The following is a 14,889-nucleotide window of genomic DNA, read 5'->3' as shown; positions in this document are numbered from 1 at the left end:
GCTGGGCGTGGGCTGCCGCACAGACGCCACCCGGGCTCGGCCTCACTCTGCGGAAGTCTTAGATCGAGTCTCAACAACAAACCCGGTGCTCCCACCAAGCGCCACCGCAAGGAGTTTCAATGTCACTCAGCCACGCCGTTGCCTTGATCGACCACCACAGCGCTCAGTTGTTGCAGATCGACGCCGAGCAAGTTGTCGAGCACAAGATCAAGGAGCACGCGCACTACACGCGCCAGCATGGCAGCCAGGTGCGCAGCGAACACGAGTTTTTCGCCGAGGTCTGCGATGCGCTGGCGGGCATCGAGTCGGTCTTGGTGGCAGGCTCGCACACGGCTCAAGCCGACTTTCGCCACTATGTCGAGAAGCATCGCCCCGCCGTGGCGACGCAGATCGTCGGATGGGAAACAGTCGATCATCCAAGCCAGGGCGAGATCGTCAAGATGGTCCGCGAGTTCTTCGTCAAGCGCGGTGAACTGGTCGCCACGACCCGGATGACGTGACATCGCCTTGCCGGCGGTTCAGTCCTTCCAGAACAGTGGGCCCTTCACTGCCTTTCGCAGCGCGACCTTGCAACGCTCAACGCAGGCGCGAATGCGAATCGAGATCCAACGTATGGCGGGCTTGGCCGCAACACCCGACGACCCGCCCCGAAGCAAATCAAGTCCAACACGGCGGTCGTTGTTGTCGCCGAGCGCATCTTGGGCGTCGCGCCAGCGCTTCAAACACCGACCCACGCGTTTGGCCCCGAACAGCGGCGCGGCGAATTCGGCCAGGTAGCGCAGGCGCTTCAGTCGTTTTCTCACACGGTGCTGGCGTGACGGCGAGAGCCTGCCGAAGCGCTTGGCGTCGCGCTTCACGTCTCGGTGCAGCCGGTCGAGTCGCGCAGCGACCCGCTTCTTCAAGCGCCGGCGCGCACCCTTGAGGAGTGGATTGGTCGAGTTTGGTACAGCGTGGCAGAACGCCATGACACCCAGCAGAGCGCGCTGAAACTGGGGGTCTTGCACAACCGCTTCGGGGCTCGGCGCCGAAGGCGATGAAATTGAAGCCTCAACCCATGGGATACCTGCTTGTGTCATCTCCTCGCGCAACATGCGCAACACGGTCGCATTGTCTCGATGCACCCCGAGTGCCTGGAAGGCGATTCTGAAGGCCACCTCCCATGCCGGATCGAGGGTGGCGGTGCAGCCCGAGAGTTCGCGCAGTGCAGTGCGCAATCGGCGCAGCCCCACGCGCAGTTGGTGCACAAGCTCCTCGTCCGCCGCACCCGCACCGATCTCGCTGGCGTTGCCGAGAATCTGCCGCAGGCAGCTCTCCATCACAGCGACCAGGAATCGCTCGGGCCCAGCACCGGCATCGACCATCGGCGTGACGGCACGCACCGCAGCCACGGTCTCGTCGGGTGCGAGTCGCATGCCACGCTGGGCCTTCGAAACGGAGCTGAGCCACAGACCGTGGCGACCGGCCCACTGGAAAGCCAGGTCGAACAGCCCCAAAACTGGCCCCGATTTCAACTCGATCTCGAACTCGCAAACCCTGCTCGAGCGGCTGCCGGCGACGATCTCGCCCGTGTCGAGGGCGAGCTCTACGCGTGCCCTCGCGAACTCATCGACGCGAGTCAAGCGCGACACGTCAGTGCGGAAGCGTTCGACCAGTGACGTCTGCGCGGTGCCCATGCCCAGCGTGCCAAGGGCCTCGCGAATCGCAAGGCCGGCGGGAGTGCCGTCGTGCAGGTCGAGATCCAGTGCGGGCGCCTCGCGGGCGCTGGTCACGGTCCGCCGGACGTTGTGCTCAAGTCGCCGCAACGGGTCGGATGTCTGCGCCTTGGCGGTCTGAACCCACAGTCGCCCTTCCCTGCGCAGACGAACAGATACGTTGTTCGCGGCGAGTCGGCCATCGACAGTGTCGTAGTAGATCGCCAGAAGCCGACGAACGTACCCTTCGCCCTGTCGCATGTCGGCGGCAAGCGCCTTGAGCCGGTCGGGCGGGACGATGAACTTCAGCTCAAGCTCTGCCTGCGCCAACGGTTCGTTCACAGAAGCGGCGTGCACGTTTCTGGTGAAGCAGGCCCTCGTTGCCCACGATGGCGATCTCGGCCGAGGCGCCGCTTTCAAGCATATACGGCAAGGACACAATCGCCGTCGTCGGGAAGTACACGTGCGTCAACTTGGCGCCGGACTCGTAGAGAACCGTGCCCAGTGGCAGATCGACGTGTTCAAGTTGCGGCAACCAACGCTCCCACTCGGCTTTGGGCAGCGCGGCCAGCAACTGGATGGATCGGGGGTTGTGCAACAGGGCCGGATTTCGCCTGTGCGCCGCGTGCTCTTGCATCTGTGCTTGCATCTGTTGGTACATCTCGAGTCCCTCCGAAGAAGGCCCTCGGTTAACGACAAGCTTGATGGCTCGCCCGCGCCACCCATGTACGACAGCGCACGCAACGGGCGTAGGCCTATCACTCGTTTTCGTCGAAGAGGCGACGCGCGCCATCGCGTCCAGCGCCGGGACGAAGTCGCCGACAGTCGAGCTGCAGAGCTGGAGACGTGAGCGGTCAGACAACGGCTTCTAGCATCACGAGATGGCCACTTGACGTTGCAGCCTCCAAGTCATGCAACGACAGCACAGCCGAGCGTTGACCACGCGTGCCCCAGATGACGTCGACGCGCTGGTCGTCAATCGGCTCGACCAGGCACGGGCCCAGCGGAATGTTCGCCGGCTTCCCGCCGTCTTCGACGTAGGCAACAGGGCCGACGATGCGACCATTGCAAAGGTTGGATTGCATGTGCGTGGTCCGTTTCTATTGCATGCTGAGACGTCGCCGAACTGCGTAGATGTGCAGCGCATTCAACTCTTCGCCGACCAAGGGGGGAAAGCCCACACGCCCCCCTCGGTGATCGACCTCTTTTTCGGACAGGTACCGGTCCAGTTCCGGAGGGTCGTCCCAGAGCCGGCTGAGCTCATTGGTGATTCGAGTGAAGTCGACGGGAAGCTGAAGCGGTCGAACCCCGATGGGCAACGAGGCCAGCCAGTCGATGGTCACACCGAAGAGTCGCACGTCGCCGCTTCGGCGCGGGCGCCGCCCGATCATGACATCTGCATTGATGAACGATGAGGTGTTGCTCGATGCCATTTGGAAATCCTTTCACCAAAGCGAGAAGCCGCGGCGCATGGCACCATGCCTGAGCGTGAGTCTTTGGATCGTCTGTTCGTTAGCGCTCATACAGGCGCATATCGCACATGGTTCAACTCGTGCTGGTTGTGTGTCGCAGCGAACAGAGTCGAGGCTTTGAATCGGCCAGACTTGCGTTCTTGGGAAATCCGCTAGCCGTGCTACGGCGACCTCACCTCGTCTACGCACGATCAGTCGATGGCGGCGATCGGCAGCCGTTCCCTCGTTGACACCAGTCGCAAAGGAGCTTTCGATGACAAGATATGAGGGCGAGAAATCTCGCCTGTTCGCCAGGGACTTCATGAATGCATTCACAAGGTCCAAGATCGATCTCAGCGCCGACGGGGTGGGTGCGTGAAGCGCGCCTCCTCCTCCCCTCCTCAGCAGCCTTTGACGCTGGCCAAAGAAAAAGAAGAATTCACCAATGAAGGCGCGCCGCCACCGGGTGTTGTGGGGACGGGCTTGCGGCATCGGGGAAGCGCCAGCCCGTCAACTTCACCGCCTCGGAAGGCGGAACATAAGAAGCCGCGCCGGGCTGGGCCTTGACCCGTATTCCCCGCCCTGCGCCTGCGAGAGAAAGTGCTCCAGCGGCAGTGCAAACGCGTACTCGCTTTGCGGGTCGCGGCGTCGCACGTCGTTCACCCGCCTTCAACCAGCGCCACGTTGTCGGCCATCAGCACACGTTGTGCGTCACCGAGACTCAAAAGGAAGACGCAATGAGCGCAAATGAATCGCTTCGATCGTTCAAGCGAATCGGAACAGGCTTGTCCTTCGTTGTCTTTCCCCTAGTCTTCGTATTTGCCTTTGCGGTCCATCCGGGGCTTCTGCACCCGCATTTCCTGACCCCCATTGAACTCATCGCCCGAGCACGCAGCGCTGGGCTACTTCAGTTCGGGCACGCCCTGGTCACGCTGAATACGGCCCTGCTCATCGTTGTCGCCGTGCACTTTATGAAGGTTCTCGATCATGGTCCAGGTGCGTGGGCAGGCTTTGTTGGGGCATCTCTCGCCGTTCTAGGCGCTCTGGCCTTGGCCGCAGACAAGGGCGCGCTATGCCTCACCATGAGTTCGATGGATCAGCTCACCGACACCCAGTTCTGGAACATGATGCCCGGCCTTCTGGCCATGTTCTCAAAACGTGGCTGGGAGGTCTTGCTGTGGGGAGTATTGCTGCTGCCAATAGGCTTTGGCATTCAAGCGGTGGCCTTGCTCAAGAGCAAATCTATCCCTCGCTGGCAGAGCCTTCTGTTCCTGATTGGCGTGCTCTTGATTGGAACGCCTGATGGGGTTGAACTTGTCAACCTGACGGCGTCGGTCCTAATGACAATCGCATTTTCCCCCTACGGAATTCAACTGATTCGGGATCGAAGCGGAGCAACCAAACAGTGATGCCCAACCCTTCCTTCGAAAGGGCTTACGGGCCAGGGTCTTGGACCCCAGAGCACCGTCACCGTGACAGCCGTGCAGGCCATGACCAAGCCTCCGAGTTGCATGTCGAAGTGCGAGTCGTCGACTGGGAATAGCATGAAGCTGAGGTTCAGCGTGGCGTGAAACAGCGCCACAGCGAACACGCTGCCACCCGTGTTGTTGAACAGCCTGACGAAAATGCGTATTCCGGATCAGAGCGCCAGCCGCTTCGATTCAAACCCGCCAGCCGTTCCGGCGTTACCTCGCTACGCAACCCACGTGCAACTCGGACTGGGAAGTTTCCTATTTCTTGCCGAACCGAACTTGTCTTCTGGTGCATCGAATCGTCAGCCTGCGCTGTGCGTTCCTGACGTGGGGAACAAAAAGTTCGACATGCAGTAAGTTGGGTCAATTTTCGGTCGGCGCAAACATCCAGCGCGCCTTCCAGTGCATCGCGGCTGCAGGCGTGAACGACACCCATCCTGATGCGCGGACAGTCTTTCGCTGCCGCCAGCAACTGGTCGTAGCACAGGTCTTGTCCGCCAACAAAGGCTCGGGCAGCTCGGTGCGATGAATGCGCAGTTTTTCCAGCGGTGCCATGACCTCCGCTTCGCCGTCGATCACCACGTCGCCCGCCTGGTCGACACAGCGTGTGGCAAGAATCAGGCGGTGCTTGACGGCGTCCATGGCCTTGACCGTGACCGTCACGGTCAAGGTGTCGCCGATGTGCACCGGCTTCAGGAACTTCAGGCTCTGGCCGAGGTAGCCCGTGCCCGGTCCGGGAAACCGCGTGCCGAGCACCGTCGAGATCAACGAAGCGCCCAGCATGCCGTGCGCGATGATCTCGTGGAAGTGACTGCTCTTCGCGTACAGCGCATCGACGTGCGCCGGATTCACGTCGCCCGACACCGCGGCGAACAATTGGATGTCGCGGTTGGTGACCGTGCGCACGAGACTGGCGCTGTCGCCGACCTTGATGTCGGCATAGGGGTGGTTCTCCAAAAACTCTGGCGTCGGGTCTGTCGCAACGACTCGGATGTCCATGGCTCAGCCCATCACGTGGTAGCCAGCGTCAACGAACACGACATTGCCTGTCATGGCGCGAGCTGCGTCGCTGCACAGCAAGGCGGTCATCGCCCCGACATCGGCGATCGTGACGAGTTGATGGTCCGGCGCACGCGAAGCCGTGTCGTCGAGCAGCTTCTTGAACTCGCCGATGCCTGACGCGGCGCGCGTCTTGATCGGGACCGGCGACACCGCGTGCACGCGAATGCCCGCCGGACCCAGTTCGGCCGCGAGGTAGCGCACCGTGGCTTCGAGCGCGGCCTTGACCGGGCCCACGACCCCGTAGTTCGCCACCACCTTCTGGGCTCCGTAGTAGCTCATGGTCACCAGCGCGCCGCCGCCTTTCATCAGCGGCTCGGCCAGGCGCGCCATGCGAACGAACGAGTGGCAAGAGATGTCCATCGCGCGGGCGAAACCTCCGGCGCTGCTGTCGACAACCCGGCCGTGCAGGTCAGCGGCGGGGGCATAAGCAATGGCGTGAAGGAGGAAGTCCAGCCGACCCCAGTGCTGCTCGATCTGCGCGAACACGGTCTCCATCTGCTCCGGTCGTTCCACGTCAAGCGGGGCGATGAGCTCGGCGTCAAGTCGCTCTGCAAGCGTTCTGACGTGGGGCTCAGCCTTGGCGTTCATGTAGGCGACGGCGATAGATCCGCCCCACTGGCGAATCACCTGGGCGCAGCCGTACGCGATGCTTTGTTCGTTCGCAATGCCGACGATCAGGCCCTTCTTGCCGGCCAGGCTCGGCAACGATATCGAAGCGGCTTCGTTGAGGTGGGTACTCATGGTGCTTTCTCAGGGAATCAGGACATAGCGCCCAGGAGCGTCATCCAGCGGCATGTAGCCGGCTGCCTCGTTGCCCATGGTCGGTGGGGCGACACGCTGGCCGGCGTGCTGCTGCAGCCATGCCGTCCAGGCCGGCCACCACGACCCATCGTGGGCGGGCGCGGTCGCCAGCCACGTATCAGGGTCCACGTAGTGCGCGTCCACCGCCTGGGTGGCGAGCTGATAGCTTCGCAGCCCGTTCGGCCCCGGCGGGTTGACGACGCCGACGTTGTGGCCGCCGCTGCTGAGGCAGAAGGTCACTTCACCGCGTGTCAGCAGGTGAAGCTTGTAGACCGAGCGCCACGGTGCCACCGTGTCGCGCTGCATGCCGAGCACGAAGATGGGCACGCGGATATCCGTCAATGCGACGGGCTTGCCATCGACCTTGTAGCGCCCTTGGGCGAGGTCGTTGTCGCGGTAAAGCCCGCGCAGGTATTCGCTGTGCTGCCGGTAAGGCATGCGCGTGGCGTCGGCGTTCCAGGCAGCCAGATCGCTGGCTGGGGGGCTGCGGCCCATCAGGTAGGCGCTGACCATGCGCGACCAGAGCAGGTCTCGTGCGTTCATCAAGGTGAACGCGCCGGCCATCTGCGCGCCATCGAGATAGCCCTTGTCTGCCATCAGGTCGTCGAGCATGTGCAGTTGGCTCTCGTCGATGAACAGCGAAAGGTCGCCGGGTTCCGTGAAGTCGACCTCGGCGGCCAGCAAGCTCAGCGAGCTCAGGCGGGTGTCACCGGTGCGGGCCATGAATGCTGCTGCAATGGAAAGCAGGGTGCCGCCCAGGCAGTAACCGAGGGCCTGGATTTTCTGTTCCGGCACGATGCTGCTTACCGCGTCCATGGCCGCCATCACACCAGCCTTCAGGTAGTCGTCCATGCCTAGGTTGCGATCGTCAGCGCCCGGGTTCAGCCACGACACGATGAAGACGCTGTGACCTTGCTCGACGAGAAATCGCACCAGCGAGTCGACAGGCGACAGGTCGAGGATGTAGAACTTCATGATCCACGGCGGCACGATCAGCACCGGCTCTGCGAAGACAGTCTGAGTCTGCGGCGCGTACTGGATCAGCTCGATCAAGTGATTGCGGAACACCACCTTGCCAGGCGTGATGGCCACATCCTTTCCTGGCTGGAAGGGCACCGGGTCGGCCGAAGCACCGTGGTCCAGCAGACGCAGTGCGTCTTGCCACTGGTTGTGCGCACCCTGCAACAGGTTGGCGCCACCGCTCTTGATCGTGGTGGCCAGGACTTCCGGGTTGGTCCACAGAAAGTTCGACGGCGACCACATGTCGAGAATCTGCCGTGCCATGAACGCGGCCTGCTTTTCGTGGTGTGAGCTGACACCGTGGACGCCGGTCGTCGCTGCCAGCCACCAGGCCTCGCTTTGCTGGAACGACCGTGCAAGCTGGTCGAATGGCCAGCGCTGCCATTCGGGCGCCGTGAAGCGATGATCCTTGGCTTTCGGCTCGGCGCTCGCAAGCGAAGCACCGCCTTGGAGGGCACTGTCGGCCAGCGCCTGTTGCTTGCCGGGTGACACCGCCAAGTGGACCAGCCAGTCCAGACACGCCGCCGCCATGGAGGCCGGTGACAGACCCATCGTCAACCGCGAGAGCTGAGCGTGAACGATGCTGTCCAGATCGCGTGCCGGGCTGGCTTGTGGAACTGCGGCGTCTGGCGGCTTGGGATTCGGGGCGATCGAAGACTGGGTCATGGCGTGATCTCGCGGTTGGGTGGCGGGGTCTGTCCCGCGCAAGCGCGCGGTAGGGCGAAAGCAGGCGTTCGTTCGCTCACTGCCATCCAAAGCGGCGGATGTAGAAGCGCTTCATCAGGGTGGTCAGCAACGCATAGCCAAGCAGAAAAGCGCCCAGCCATGCGAAGTACGGCATCGGCAGCGGCTCCAACTTGAAGTAGCCGGCCAACGACCCCATCGGCAGCCAGATGCCGGCGACCATGATCACCACCGTCGTCATCAGCAGCGGTGCAGCCGCACGGCTCTGGATGAAGGGCAGTCTGGGCGTGCGGATCATGTGGACGATGAGCGTCTGCGTCAGCAGCCCGACGACGAACCAGCCCGACTGGAACAGGCTTTGTTGGGCCATCGTTTTGGCGCTAAACACCCACCACATCACCGCGAAGGTGGCGAGATCGAAGAGGGAGCTGATCGGGCCGAAGAAGAGCATGAAGCGGCCGATGTCGTCGGGGTTCCACTTCAGCGGCTTGGTGACCAGTTCGGCGTCGACGTTGTCGAACGGGATGCCGGTCTGCGAGAAGTCGTAGAGCAGGTTCTGCACCAGCAATTGCAGCGGCAGCATCGGCAGGAACGGCAGGAAGGCGCTGGCCACCAGCACCGAGAACACGTTTCCGAAATTCGAGCTTGCCGTCATGCGGATGTACTTCAGCATGTTGCTGAAGGTCGTGCGGCCCTCGACCACGCCCAGGTCCAGCACCATCAGGCTTTTCTCCAGCAGGATGATGTCGGCAGCCTCCTTGGCGATGTCCACTGCACTGTCGACGGAAATGCCGATGTCGGCGGCGCGCAGCGCCGGCGCGTCGTTGATGCCGTCGCCCATAAAGCCCACCACATGGCCGCCGGCGCGCAGGGCCCGCACGATGCGCTCCTTGTGCGCAGGCGCAAGCTTGGCGAAGACCTGGTGCTTCATCACCGCAACCGCCAGCGCCTCGTCGGTCATGGCGTCGATCTGCGGGCCCAATAGAACAGGATCGGCCGTCAGGCCCACCTGGCTGCAGACTCGCGCTGTGACCAACTCGTTGTCGCCTGTCAGCACCTTGATCGTGACGCCGTGGCGGGTCAGCGCCTCCAGCGCCGCAGTGGCCGTTTCCTTGGGTGGATCCAGGAAGGCCAGGTACCCGATCAGCGTCAGCCCCGATTCGTCTGCGACAGAGAAGGTGGTCTGGCTGGTCGGCAGCTCCTTCATGGCCAGGGCCACCACGCGCAGGCCCTGTTGGTTGAGTTCCCGGGCCACCGCCTGCGTGCGCGCCAGCAGTCTTGCGTCGAAGGGCGCGTCGAACGGCGCATCCTGCAAGCCGCCACCGTCATTGATGCGAACGTGCGTGCAGACGGCCAGCACTTCCTCGACCGCACCCTTGCAAATCAGCTCATGGTGGTGGTTGCGCTCCGACACCACGACCGACATGCGCCGCCGCTCGAAATCGAAGGGCACTTCGTCGACCTTGGCGTAGTCCTGCGCCAGCTTCAGCTCGTCCGTCAAGTCGACATGCGCCAGCACCGCGCGATCGAGCAGATTCTTCAGGCCGGTCTGGTAGTGGCTGTTGAGGAAAGCGAGGTTCAGCACTTCTTCCGAAGGCTGATCCCAGGCGTCGATATGGCGGCCAAGCGCCACCTTGTCCTGCGTCAGCGTGCCGGTCTTGTCCGTGCACAGGATGTCCATCGCCCCGAAGTTCTGGATCGCATCGAGGCGCTTGACGATCACCTTCTGGCGCGACAGCCGCACGGCGCCACGCGCCAGCGTCGAGGTCACGATCATCGGCAGCATCTCGGGTGTCAGACCCACCGCCACCGACAGCGCAAACAGCAGGGCTTCGAGCCAGTCGCCCTTGGTGAGGCCGTTGACCAGAAGCACGATCGGCACCATGACGATCGCGAAGCGGATCAGCAGCCAGCTCACGCTGTTGACACCGGCCTGGAAGGCGTTCGGCGCCGGGTCAGCGGCGGTCACGCGGTTCGCCAGGTTGCCGAAGTAGGTGTCATTGCCAGTGGCGGCGACGACGGCGGTCGCTGAACCCGAGACGACGTTGGTTCCCATGAAAACCAGGTTCGGCTGTTCGAGCGGACCGGCGGCGCTCACGTGTCGATCGAAGAATTTCTCCACCGGCAAAGATTCGCCCGTCATCGCGGACTGCGCGATGAACAGGTCGCGTGACGCCAGCAGGCGGCAGTCGGCCGGCACCATATCGCCCGCCGAGAGCGCAACGATTTCGCCGATCACCAGATTGCGCAAGGGCAACTCGAGGCGAGGCGAGGGCATCGAGTCGGACTGTGGCTCCCCTGGCGTCTGCGGCAACCGCGCTGGCGATACCGGACCGGGTGGGCGCCTAAACACCGTCGCCGTGTTGCTGACCATCGCCTTCAGGCTGGCGGCAGCGCGATTCGAGCGCGTCTCTTGCACGAACCGTATGACGGTGCTCAACAGCACCATGGCACCAATGACGATCGTGGCCTTTGCATCTTGCGTCAGCCACGAGACTGCGGCGAGCACCGTCAGCAGCAGGTTGAACGGGTTCTTGTAGCAAAGCCACAAGTGAACCCAGGCCGGCAGCGGCTTTTCGTGCGCCACGTCGTTCGGGCCGTCCCTGGCAAGCCGCGCCGCCGACTCCACTGTGCTCAGCCCGTTCGCATGAGACGCCAGTCGCGCGATGGCATCCTGCGGATCCCCTTCGGATATCTGCATCAGCCGCTTGCCGAGTTCAAAAGGGATACCCTGCGCTGGGCCCGTGGCCGCCAGCGTGTCCACCAGGGGATGGCGGCCGAAGTGCTGCAACGCTCGCCTGCGCTGCAGGAAGCGGCTGAACCAATGCGTCAGGCCGTCAAGCACGGAGCGGTTGCGCCGTCATGACGTGGCGGCCTTGCGTGGCGCGGTCCGCCGCGACACCTTCACCGGCTGTGCATCCTTGCCACCGGTTTTGCGCAGGCGAGCCAGGCGACTCTGCAGGTCCACCAATGGCTCGCTGCTGGTGTGCACGGCGCCGGCGTAGACCGAGCCATCGTTACCGTCCAAGGTCAGCCAGTCACCCTCGTGCAAAAGGGTATCCGCGATTTGCAGTGTGCGCTTCGCTTCGTCGAGTTGCATCTCCGCGCAACCGACAAGGCACACCTTGCCGAGTTGACGAGCGACCACCGCGGCGTGTGACGTACGCGCGCCGCGCTGGGTCAGCAGGCCTATCGCCAGCTCAAGTGCGGCAATGTCACCAGTTTCGGCGTCGCGGCGGACCAGAACCACAGGCGCGCCCGCCGCATGGCGAGCGTGGGCCGCCACTTCATCGAATGCGATTTCACCGATCGCGACGCCGGCACTGGCGCTGGCCGCACGCGCCAACGGCGCCAACGGTTTGCCGTCGGGCGACACGGTGCGCGTGGTCACCAACTCGTCCAAATTCAGTGCGGCTGTGCGTTCCCTCGCGACCTCTGCAGAGATGACGCCGGCATCGCACAGGTCGAGCGTGATTCGCGCCAGCGCCTGTGCAGAGCACTTGCCATTGCGGGTCTGCAGCAAGTAGAGGTGACTGTCATGCACGGTGAACTCGAAATCCTGCATGTCACCGAACTCATGCTCCAGCCTGGCGGCGGTGTCGGTCAGCGCTTGCCAGACCGCCGGCATCACGGCCGCCAGCTCTTCGTGGCCGTAAGCGCTGCGCCGGCCCGAAACCACGTCCTCGCCCTGGGCGTTGAAGAGGAAGTCGATCCACAAGCTGGGCTCGCCGCTGACCGGGTCGCGGCTGAAGCCCACGCCCGAGCCTGAGCGCCCCCCCGCATTGCCATAGACCATCGTCTGCACCGTGACCGCGGTGCCGATGCTGTCGGCAATGTCACGCTGGCGCCTGTACTCGCAGGCTTTCGGCGACTGCCAGCTGTCGAACACGGCTCCGATGGCGCCCTTCAGCTGAGCCAGTGGGTCCTGCGGGAAAGGCAACCCTGCCGCGCGCGCATAGACGTCCAGAAAGCGCCGGGTCAGCGTGCGCAGGTCGGCGAAGTCGAACTCGCGTTCGTCGCCTGTGCCGACCAGGGCGCTGCTCTCCGCGTCGAAGACCGACGCCGGCACGCCGGCCACGACCTCACCGTAACTGGCGACCAGTCGCCGATAGGTGTCCCAGACGAGCCGCGGGTTCCCGGTCTGGCGCAGGAAGCCGGGCAGCGTGGCCTCGCACAGGCCGATGTTAAGCAGCGTTTCCATCATGCCGGGCATCGATACGGGCGCGCCAGAGCGCACCGACAGCAGCAACGGCGAACGGGCGTCGCCAAATCGCAGGCCCGCGGTACGCTCCACGGCGTCGAGACCGGGCTGCCAGATCGCAGGGTCGGCGGCCGCTGCGCGCGCTGTCGCGTCACGGCAGTACGACGTGCCGATGGCGAACGCGGGCGGCACGGGCAAGCCCAGGCCTGACATGCGCAGCAGGTTGTAGGCTTTGAAGCCCATGGTGCGTGCGGAAGGCTGGTACTCGACCGGCACTGCTCCGACGGACGCCAGGCAGCCGATCAGGAACAGCGAGTCGGGCCATGTCGCCACGACCGCTGGAGGGTGCGTCTTCACGCGCGGTTCCCAGCCTGGTCGAATGCGACGTCTCGCAGCGCATATCCCGCCACGAGCAATCGATCAGATGCCAGTTCGAGTGCGATCGCGAGGTTGTTGGCCAGCATCAGCGCGGCAGGGTCCTTCACGGAGGCGAGGATCGCGCGGCGAGCTGCGCGCAGCAATTCGTCGCACTCCCGTTCGGAGCGCAGCACGTTCCAAGAGGCGGCGAGGAACGCGTCGTTGTCACCTGCCTCGTTGCCGTGACCGAGGCGCCGCGCGATCGCGAGCGCCTTGATGTGCTCTTGCATCGCGAAGAGCACGGCCTGCGCCAACTTCGAAACGATCTCGTGAACTTCTGCGCTCCAACCCTGCCGATGATCCTCGGCGATCAAGCTCAACAAGAAGGCAGCCTCCTCCAGCGCATCGGCGATGTCATCGGACAGTTCAAGCAGGCGCACAACGGGTTGCCAGCGGCGCTGGCACTGAGCTTGATCTCTGGCCCGCATCACCAGGTGATCGGCCTTGCGTTCCCAACTCTTGGCCCGCTCCGCCAACTTGCGCGCGGCTTTGCCCGAGGCCTTGTGATCCCGCTTGCCCGACTCCGAGGTCAGGTCGTGTGCGAGTCCATCGCTGACAGCTTGCGCCAGCGCGTGGCAGTACGCAGCATGCTCTTCAATCAGATCGAACTCGCTGCTGCGCTGGCGCATTCGGCGGGCCAGCAGCATGCGGGTCTCGTCAACCACCAGCGCGGCAGGCTGGCCAGCTAGCAGTGCCTTACTCGCAAGGCAAAGCACTTCGACCAGGAACGCCTTGGCATCGGGATCGCCCAGCACGGCATTCAGGCGATCGCCGATGTGAAACGCACCCTCACCCGCGGCTTGCATGGCCGAGAAAATTATCTGCTCGCCGCCCACTTTAAGCCACGCCATGTGGCCCGCGTCGAGGCGCGCTGCCTCGCTCAGGACGCCGATCGCGTCGGCCTTGCCGACGAAGGGCAGCAGGCGCTTGCGTGCCCGGTTCCAGTCGATCAGGAAGACGATGCGCGAGCCGATGCCCATCAAGGTCTTGTCGAGTTCGGCTTCAGTCGCGCAAACGAATTGCGCCGTACCGAAGGTGTAGGCCTGACCTTGGTTCAGCGAAGCGTCGACCTTCGATTGTGTTTCAGCCCACTTCGCCCCAAATGGGTTCAGCAACTCCTGGAAAAACTCGAAGCGCGAGCGGTGCAAGTCGGAGTAATGCAGGGTGACCGTCTGGCCCTCGACCTGCAGCACCAAAACGTGCGCGTCGTTGGTGCCAATGTCGTTTTGCAGCAGCAACCGCTTGCCATCGCGCGTGGCCGCCGTGTCGAGGCCGGGATGGTCAAATTTGAGCGGCGCCGTGCGGTTCAGCCCTTGCATGAAGGCTGCCACCCGCGCACGGTCCGCCGGGATGAGTTGCCACACATGGGCGCCGGCGATCTGCTCGTTCGACAGGGTGCCGGCGAGCCGGTTGAGCTGCTTGTGCAGGTCCATCACCAGCAGGTGAAGGCTGTCGTCGCCGTGGCCGCGCTTGCCCTCTCGTTTGCCCACTTGTTTGTCCGGCTTCTTGCTGACCCGCTTCCCACTGGTTAGCGACCGCAGCTGTTCCTCGCTCAGCGTCTGCCGGTTCTTCGCGTTGTCGCCGAGCTGGTCCAGCCACTCGATCCAGTGATTGACCCGATCACGGGTGTCCTCGCCAGCGGAGTTGTCTTCGAGCAGCGGTCTTGCCATCACGCGCAGGTCTTCGACCAGGCGTTGCGCGATCCGACCCAGGTCAGGAATGAAAAGCGCGCCGTCGACATGTGATGATCCGGCAAGCACTTCACGCAGCCAACGGCCTTCGATGCCCGCTGCTGTCGTCTCCAGAGAGAGATCCAGAACCTTTGCATCCGGCCGAGCCGCGTGCGCTGCCGAAGCTTGCAAGATCGTCAGGTACAGCTTCAGGCGATCATTGGCGGCCAGGGCTGCCTTGATCCACGCGGGGATCAGGAGGGAGCTCTTTCCCATGGCGGCAACGGCTTCGGATTTCTGCATTCAGGCCTTGGTGTGATGGGATGCGTCATTGAGTCTGGGCGGTGCGTATGACCACTTGGCGGCAAACGATGAATTTGACGAGTTGGTTTGATGCAAATCAAATGAGCGTGCAGGTCA

General features: G+C 63.6%; 11 protein-coding genes and 1 pseudogene. 2 read left to right on the top strand and 10 right to left on the bottom strand.

Annotated elements, in window-relative coordinates; translation table 11 throughout:
- Positions 1-119: 119 nt before the first annotated feature.
- A complete protein-coding gene (locus tag AC30QB_RS16455) occupies positions 120-500 on the top strand; it encodes a hypothetical protein (protein WP_489547327.1) in 381 nt (126 codons plus the stop codon).
- Positions 501-518: 18 nt separating this feature from the next.
- Here the strand turns inward: AC30QB_RS16455 and AC30QB_RS16450 are convergent, their stop codons facing one another.
- The 4 genes and pseudogenes from AC30QB_RS16450 to AC30QB_RS16435 all read right to left on the bottom strand — a co-directional run bounded on the left by AC30QB_RS16450 (position 519) and on the right by AC30QB_RS16435 (position 3,124).
- On the bottom strand, positions 519-2,033 hold the full coding sequence (locus AC30QB_RS16450) for a CYTH and CHAD domain-containing protein (protein ID WP_489547326.1): 1,515 nt from the start codon (positions 2,031-2,033) through the stop codon (positions 519-521).
- A gap of 25 nt (positions 2,034-2,058) precedes the next feature.
- Positions 2,059-2,328, bottom strand: a pseudogene (locus AC30QB_RS16445) (hypothetical protein); the annotation flags it as partial.
- A gap of 217 nt (positions 2,329-2,545) precedes the next feature.
- Entirely contained in the window at positions 2,546-2,776 is a 231-nt protein-coding gene (locus tag AC30QB_RS16440) for a hypothetical protein (RefSeq protein WP_489547325.1), read from the bottom strand.
- A gap of 15 nt (positions 2,777-2,791) precedes the next feature.
- Positions 2,792-3,124 (bottom strand): hypothetical protein, encoded by a 333-nt coding sequence (locus tag AC30QB_RS16435; protein ID WP_489547324.1) that lies wholly within the window; start codon positions 3,122-3,124, stop codon positions 2,792-2,794.
- Between the two features lie 755 nt (positions 3,125-3,879).
- On the opposite strand from AC30QB_RS16435, the gene AC30QB_RS16430 reads away from it, so the two are divergent.
- On the top strand, positions 3,880-4,551 hold the full coding sequence (locus AC30QB_RS16430; RefSeq protein WP_489547323.1) for a hypothetical protein: 672 nt from the start codon (positions 3,880-3,882) through the stop codon (positions 4,549-4,551).
- A gap of 426 nt (positions 4,552-4,977) precedes the next feature.
- On the opposite strand, the gene AC30QB_RS16425 is transcribed toward AC30QB_RS16430, so the two are convergent.
- From AC30QB_RS16425 to AC30QB_RS16400, 6 genes are all read right to left on the bottom strand, one after another.
- A complete protein-coding gene (locus AC30QB_RS16425) occupies positions 4,978-5,613 on the bottom strand; it encodes a MaoC/PaaZ C-terminal domain-containing protein (protein WP_489547322.1) in 636 nt (211 codons plus the stop codon).
- A 3-nt stretch (positions 5,614-5,616) separates the two neighbouring features.
- Entirely contained in the window at positions 5,617-6,417 is an 801-nt protein-coding gene (gene fabI, locus AC30QB_RS16420) for an enoyl-ACP reductase FabI (protein ID WP_489547321.1), read from the bottom strand.
- A 9-nt stretch (positions 6,418-6,426) separates the two neighbouring features.
- A complete protein-coding gene (locus AC30QB_RS16415; RefSeq protein ID WP_489547320.1) occupies positions 6,427-8,163 on the bottom strand; it encodes a PHA/PHB synthase family protein in 1,737 nt (578 codons plus the stop codon).
- 76 nt (positions 8,164-8,239) lie between these two features.
- The gene (gene mgtA, locus AC30QB_RS16410) at positions 8,240-11,026 is read right to left on the bottom strand and encodes a magnesium-translocating P-type ATPase (protein WP_489547319.1); all 2,787 of its coding nucleotides are present in this window, start codon (positions 11,024-11,026) and stop codon (positions 8,240-8,242) included.
- 15 nt (positions 11,027-11,041) lie between these two features.
- Positions 11,042-12,739, bottom strand: coding sequence for a PEP/pyruvate-binding domain-containing protein (locus AC30QB_RS16405; RefSeq protein ID WP_489547318.1), 1,698 nt, complete (start codon positions 12,737-12,739; stop codon positions 11,042-11,044).
- Positions 12,736-14,772, bottom strand: a complete 2,037-nt coding sequence (locus AC30QB_RS16400; protein ID WP_489547317.1) for a phosphate transport regulator — start codon at positions 14,770-14,772, stop codon at positions 12,736-12,738. Before AC30QB_RS16400 ends, AC30QB_RS16405 begins: the two co-directional genes overlap by 4 nt.
- Between the last annotated feature and the right edge of the window lie 117 nt (positions 14,773-14,889).

Origin of the sequence: Rhizobacter sp., assembly GCF_046595475.1 — a bacterium.
Lineage (GTDB): Bacteria > Pseudomonadota > Gammaproteobacteria > Burkholderiales > Burkholderiaceae_C > Rhizobacter.
The sequence above is the reverse complement of the archived record's forward strand: the minus strand, read 5'-3'. Positions and strand labels throughout refer to the sequence as shown.

Bases quoted from the DNA above. Each gene is read 5' to 3' on its own strand.
- AC30QB_RS16440 (WP_489547325.1), bottom strand. From the start codon at position 2,776: ATGCAATCCAACCTTTGCAATGGTCGCATCGTCGGCCCTGTTGCCTAC.
- fabI (WP_489547321.1), bottom strand. From the start codon at position 6,417: ATGAGTACCCACCTCAACGAAGCCGCTTCGATATCGTTGCCGAGCCTG.
- AC30QB_RS16435 (WP_489547324.1), bottom strand. From the start codon at position 3,124: ATGGCATCGAGCAACACCTCATCGTTCATCAATGCAGATGTCATGATC.
- AC30QB_RS16455 (WP_489547327.1), top strand. From the start codon at position 120: ATGTCACTCAGCCACGCCGTTGCCTTGATCGACCACCACAGCGCTCAG.
- AC30QB_RS16415 (WP_489547320.1), bottom strand. From the start codon at position 8,163: ATGACCCAGTCTTCGATCGCCCCGAATCCCAAGCCGCCAGACGCCGCA.
- AC30QB_RS16425 (WP_489547322.1), bottom strand. From the start codon at position 5,613: ATGGACATCCGAGTCGTTGCGACAGACCCGACGCCAGAGTTTTTGGAG.
- AC30QB_RS16400 (WP_489547317.1), bottom strand. From the start codon at position 14,772: ATGCAGAAATCCGAAGCCGTTGCCGCCATGGGAAAGAGCTCCCTCCTG.
- AC30QB_RS16430 (WP_489547323.1), top strand. From the start codon at position 3,880: ATGAGCGCAAATGAATCGCTTCGATCGTTCAAGCGAATCGGAACAGGC.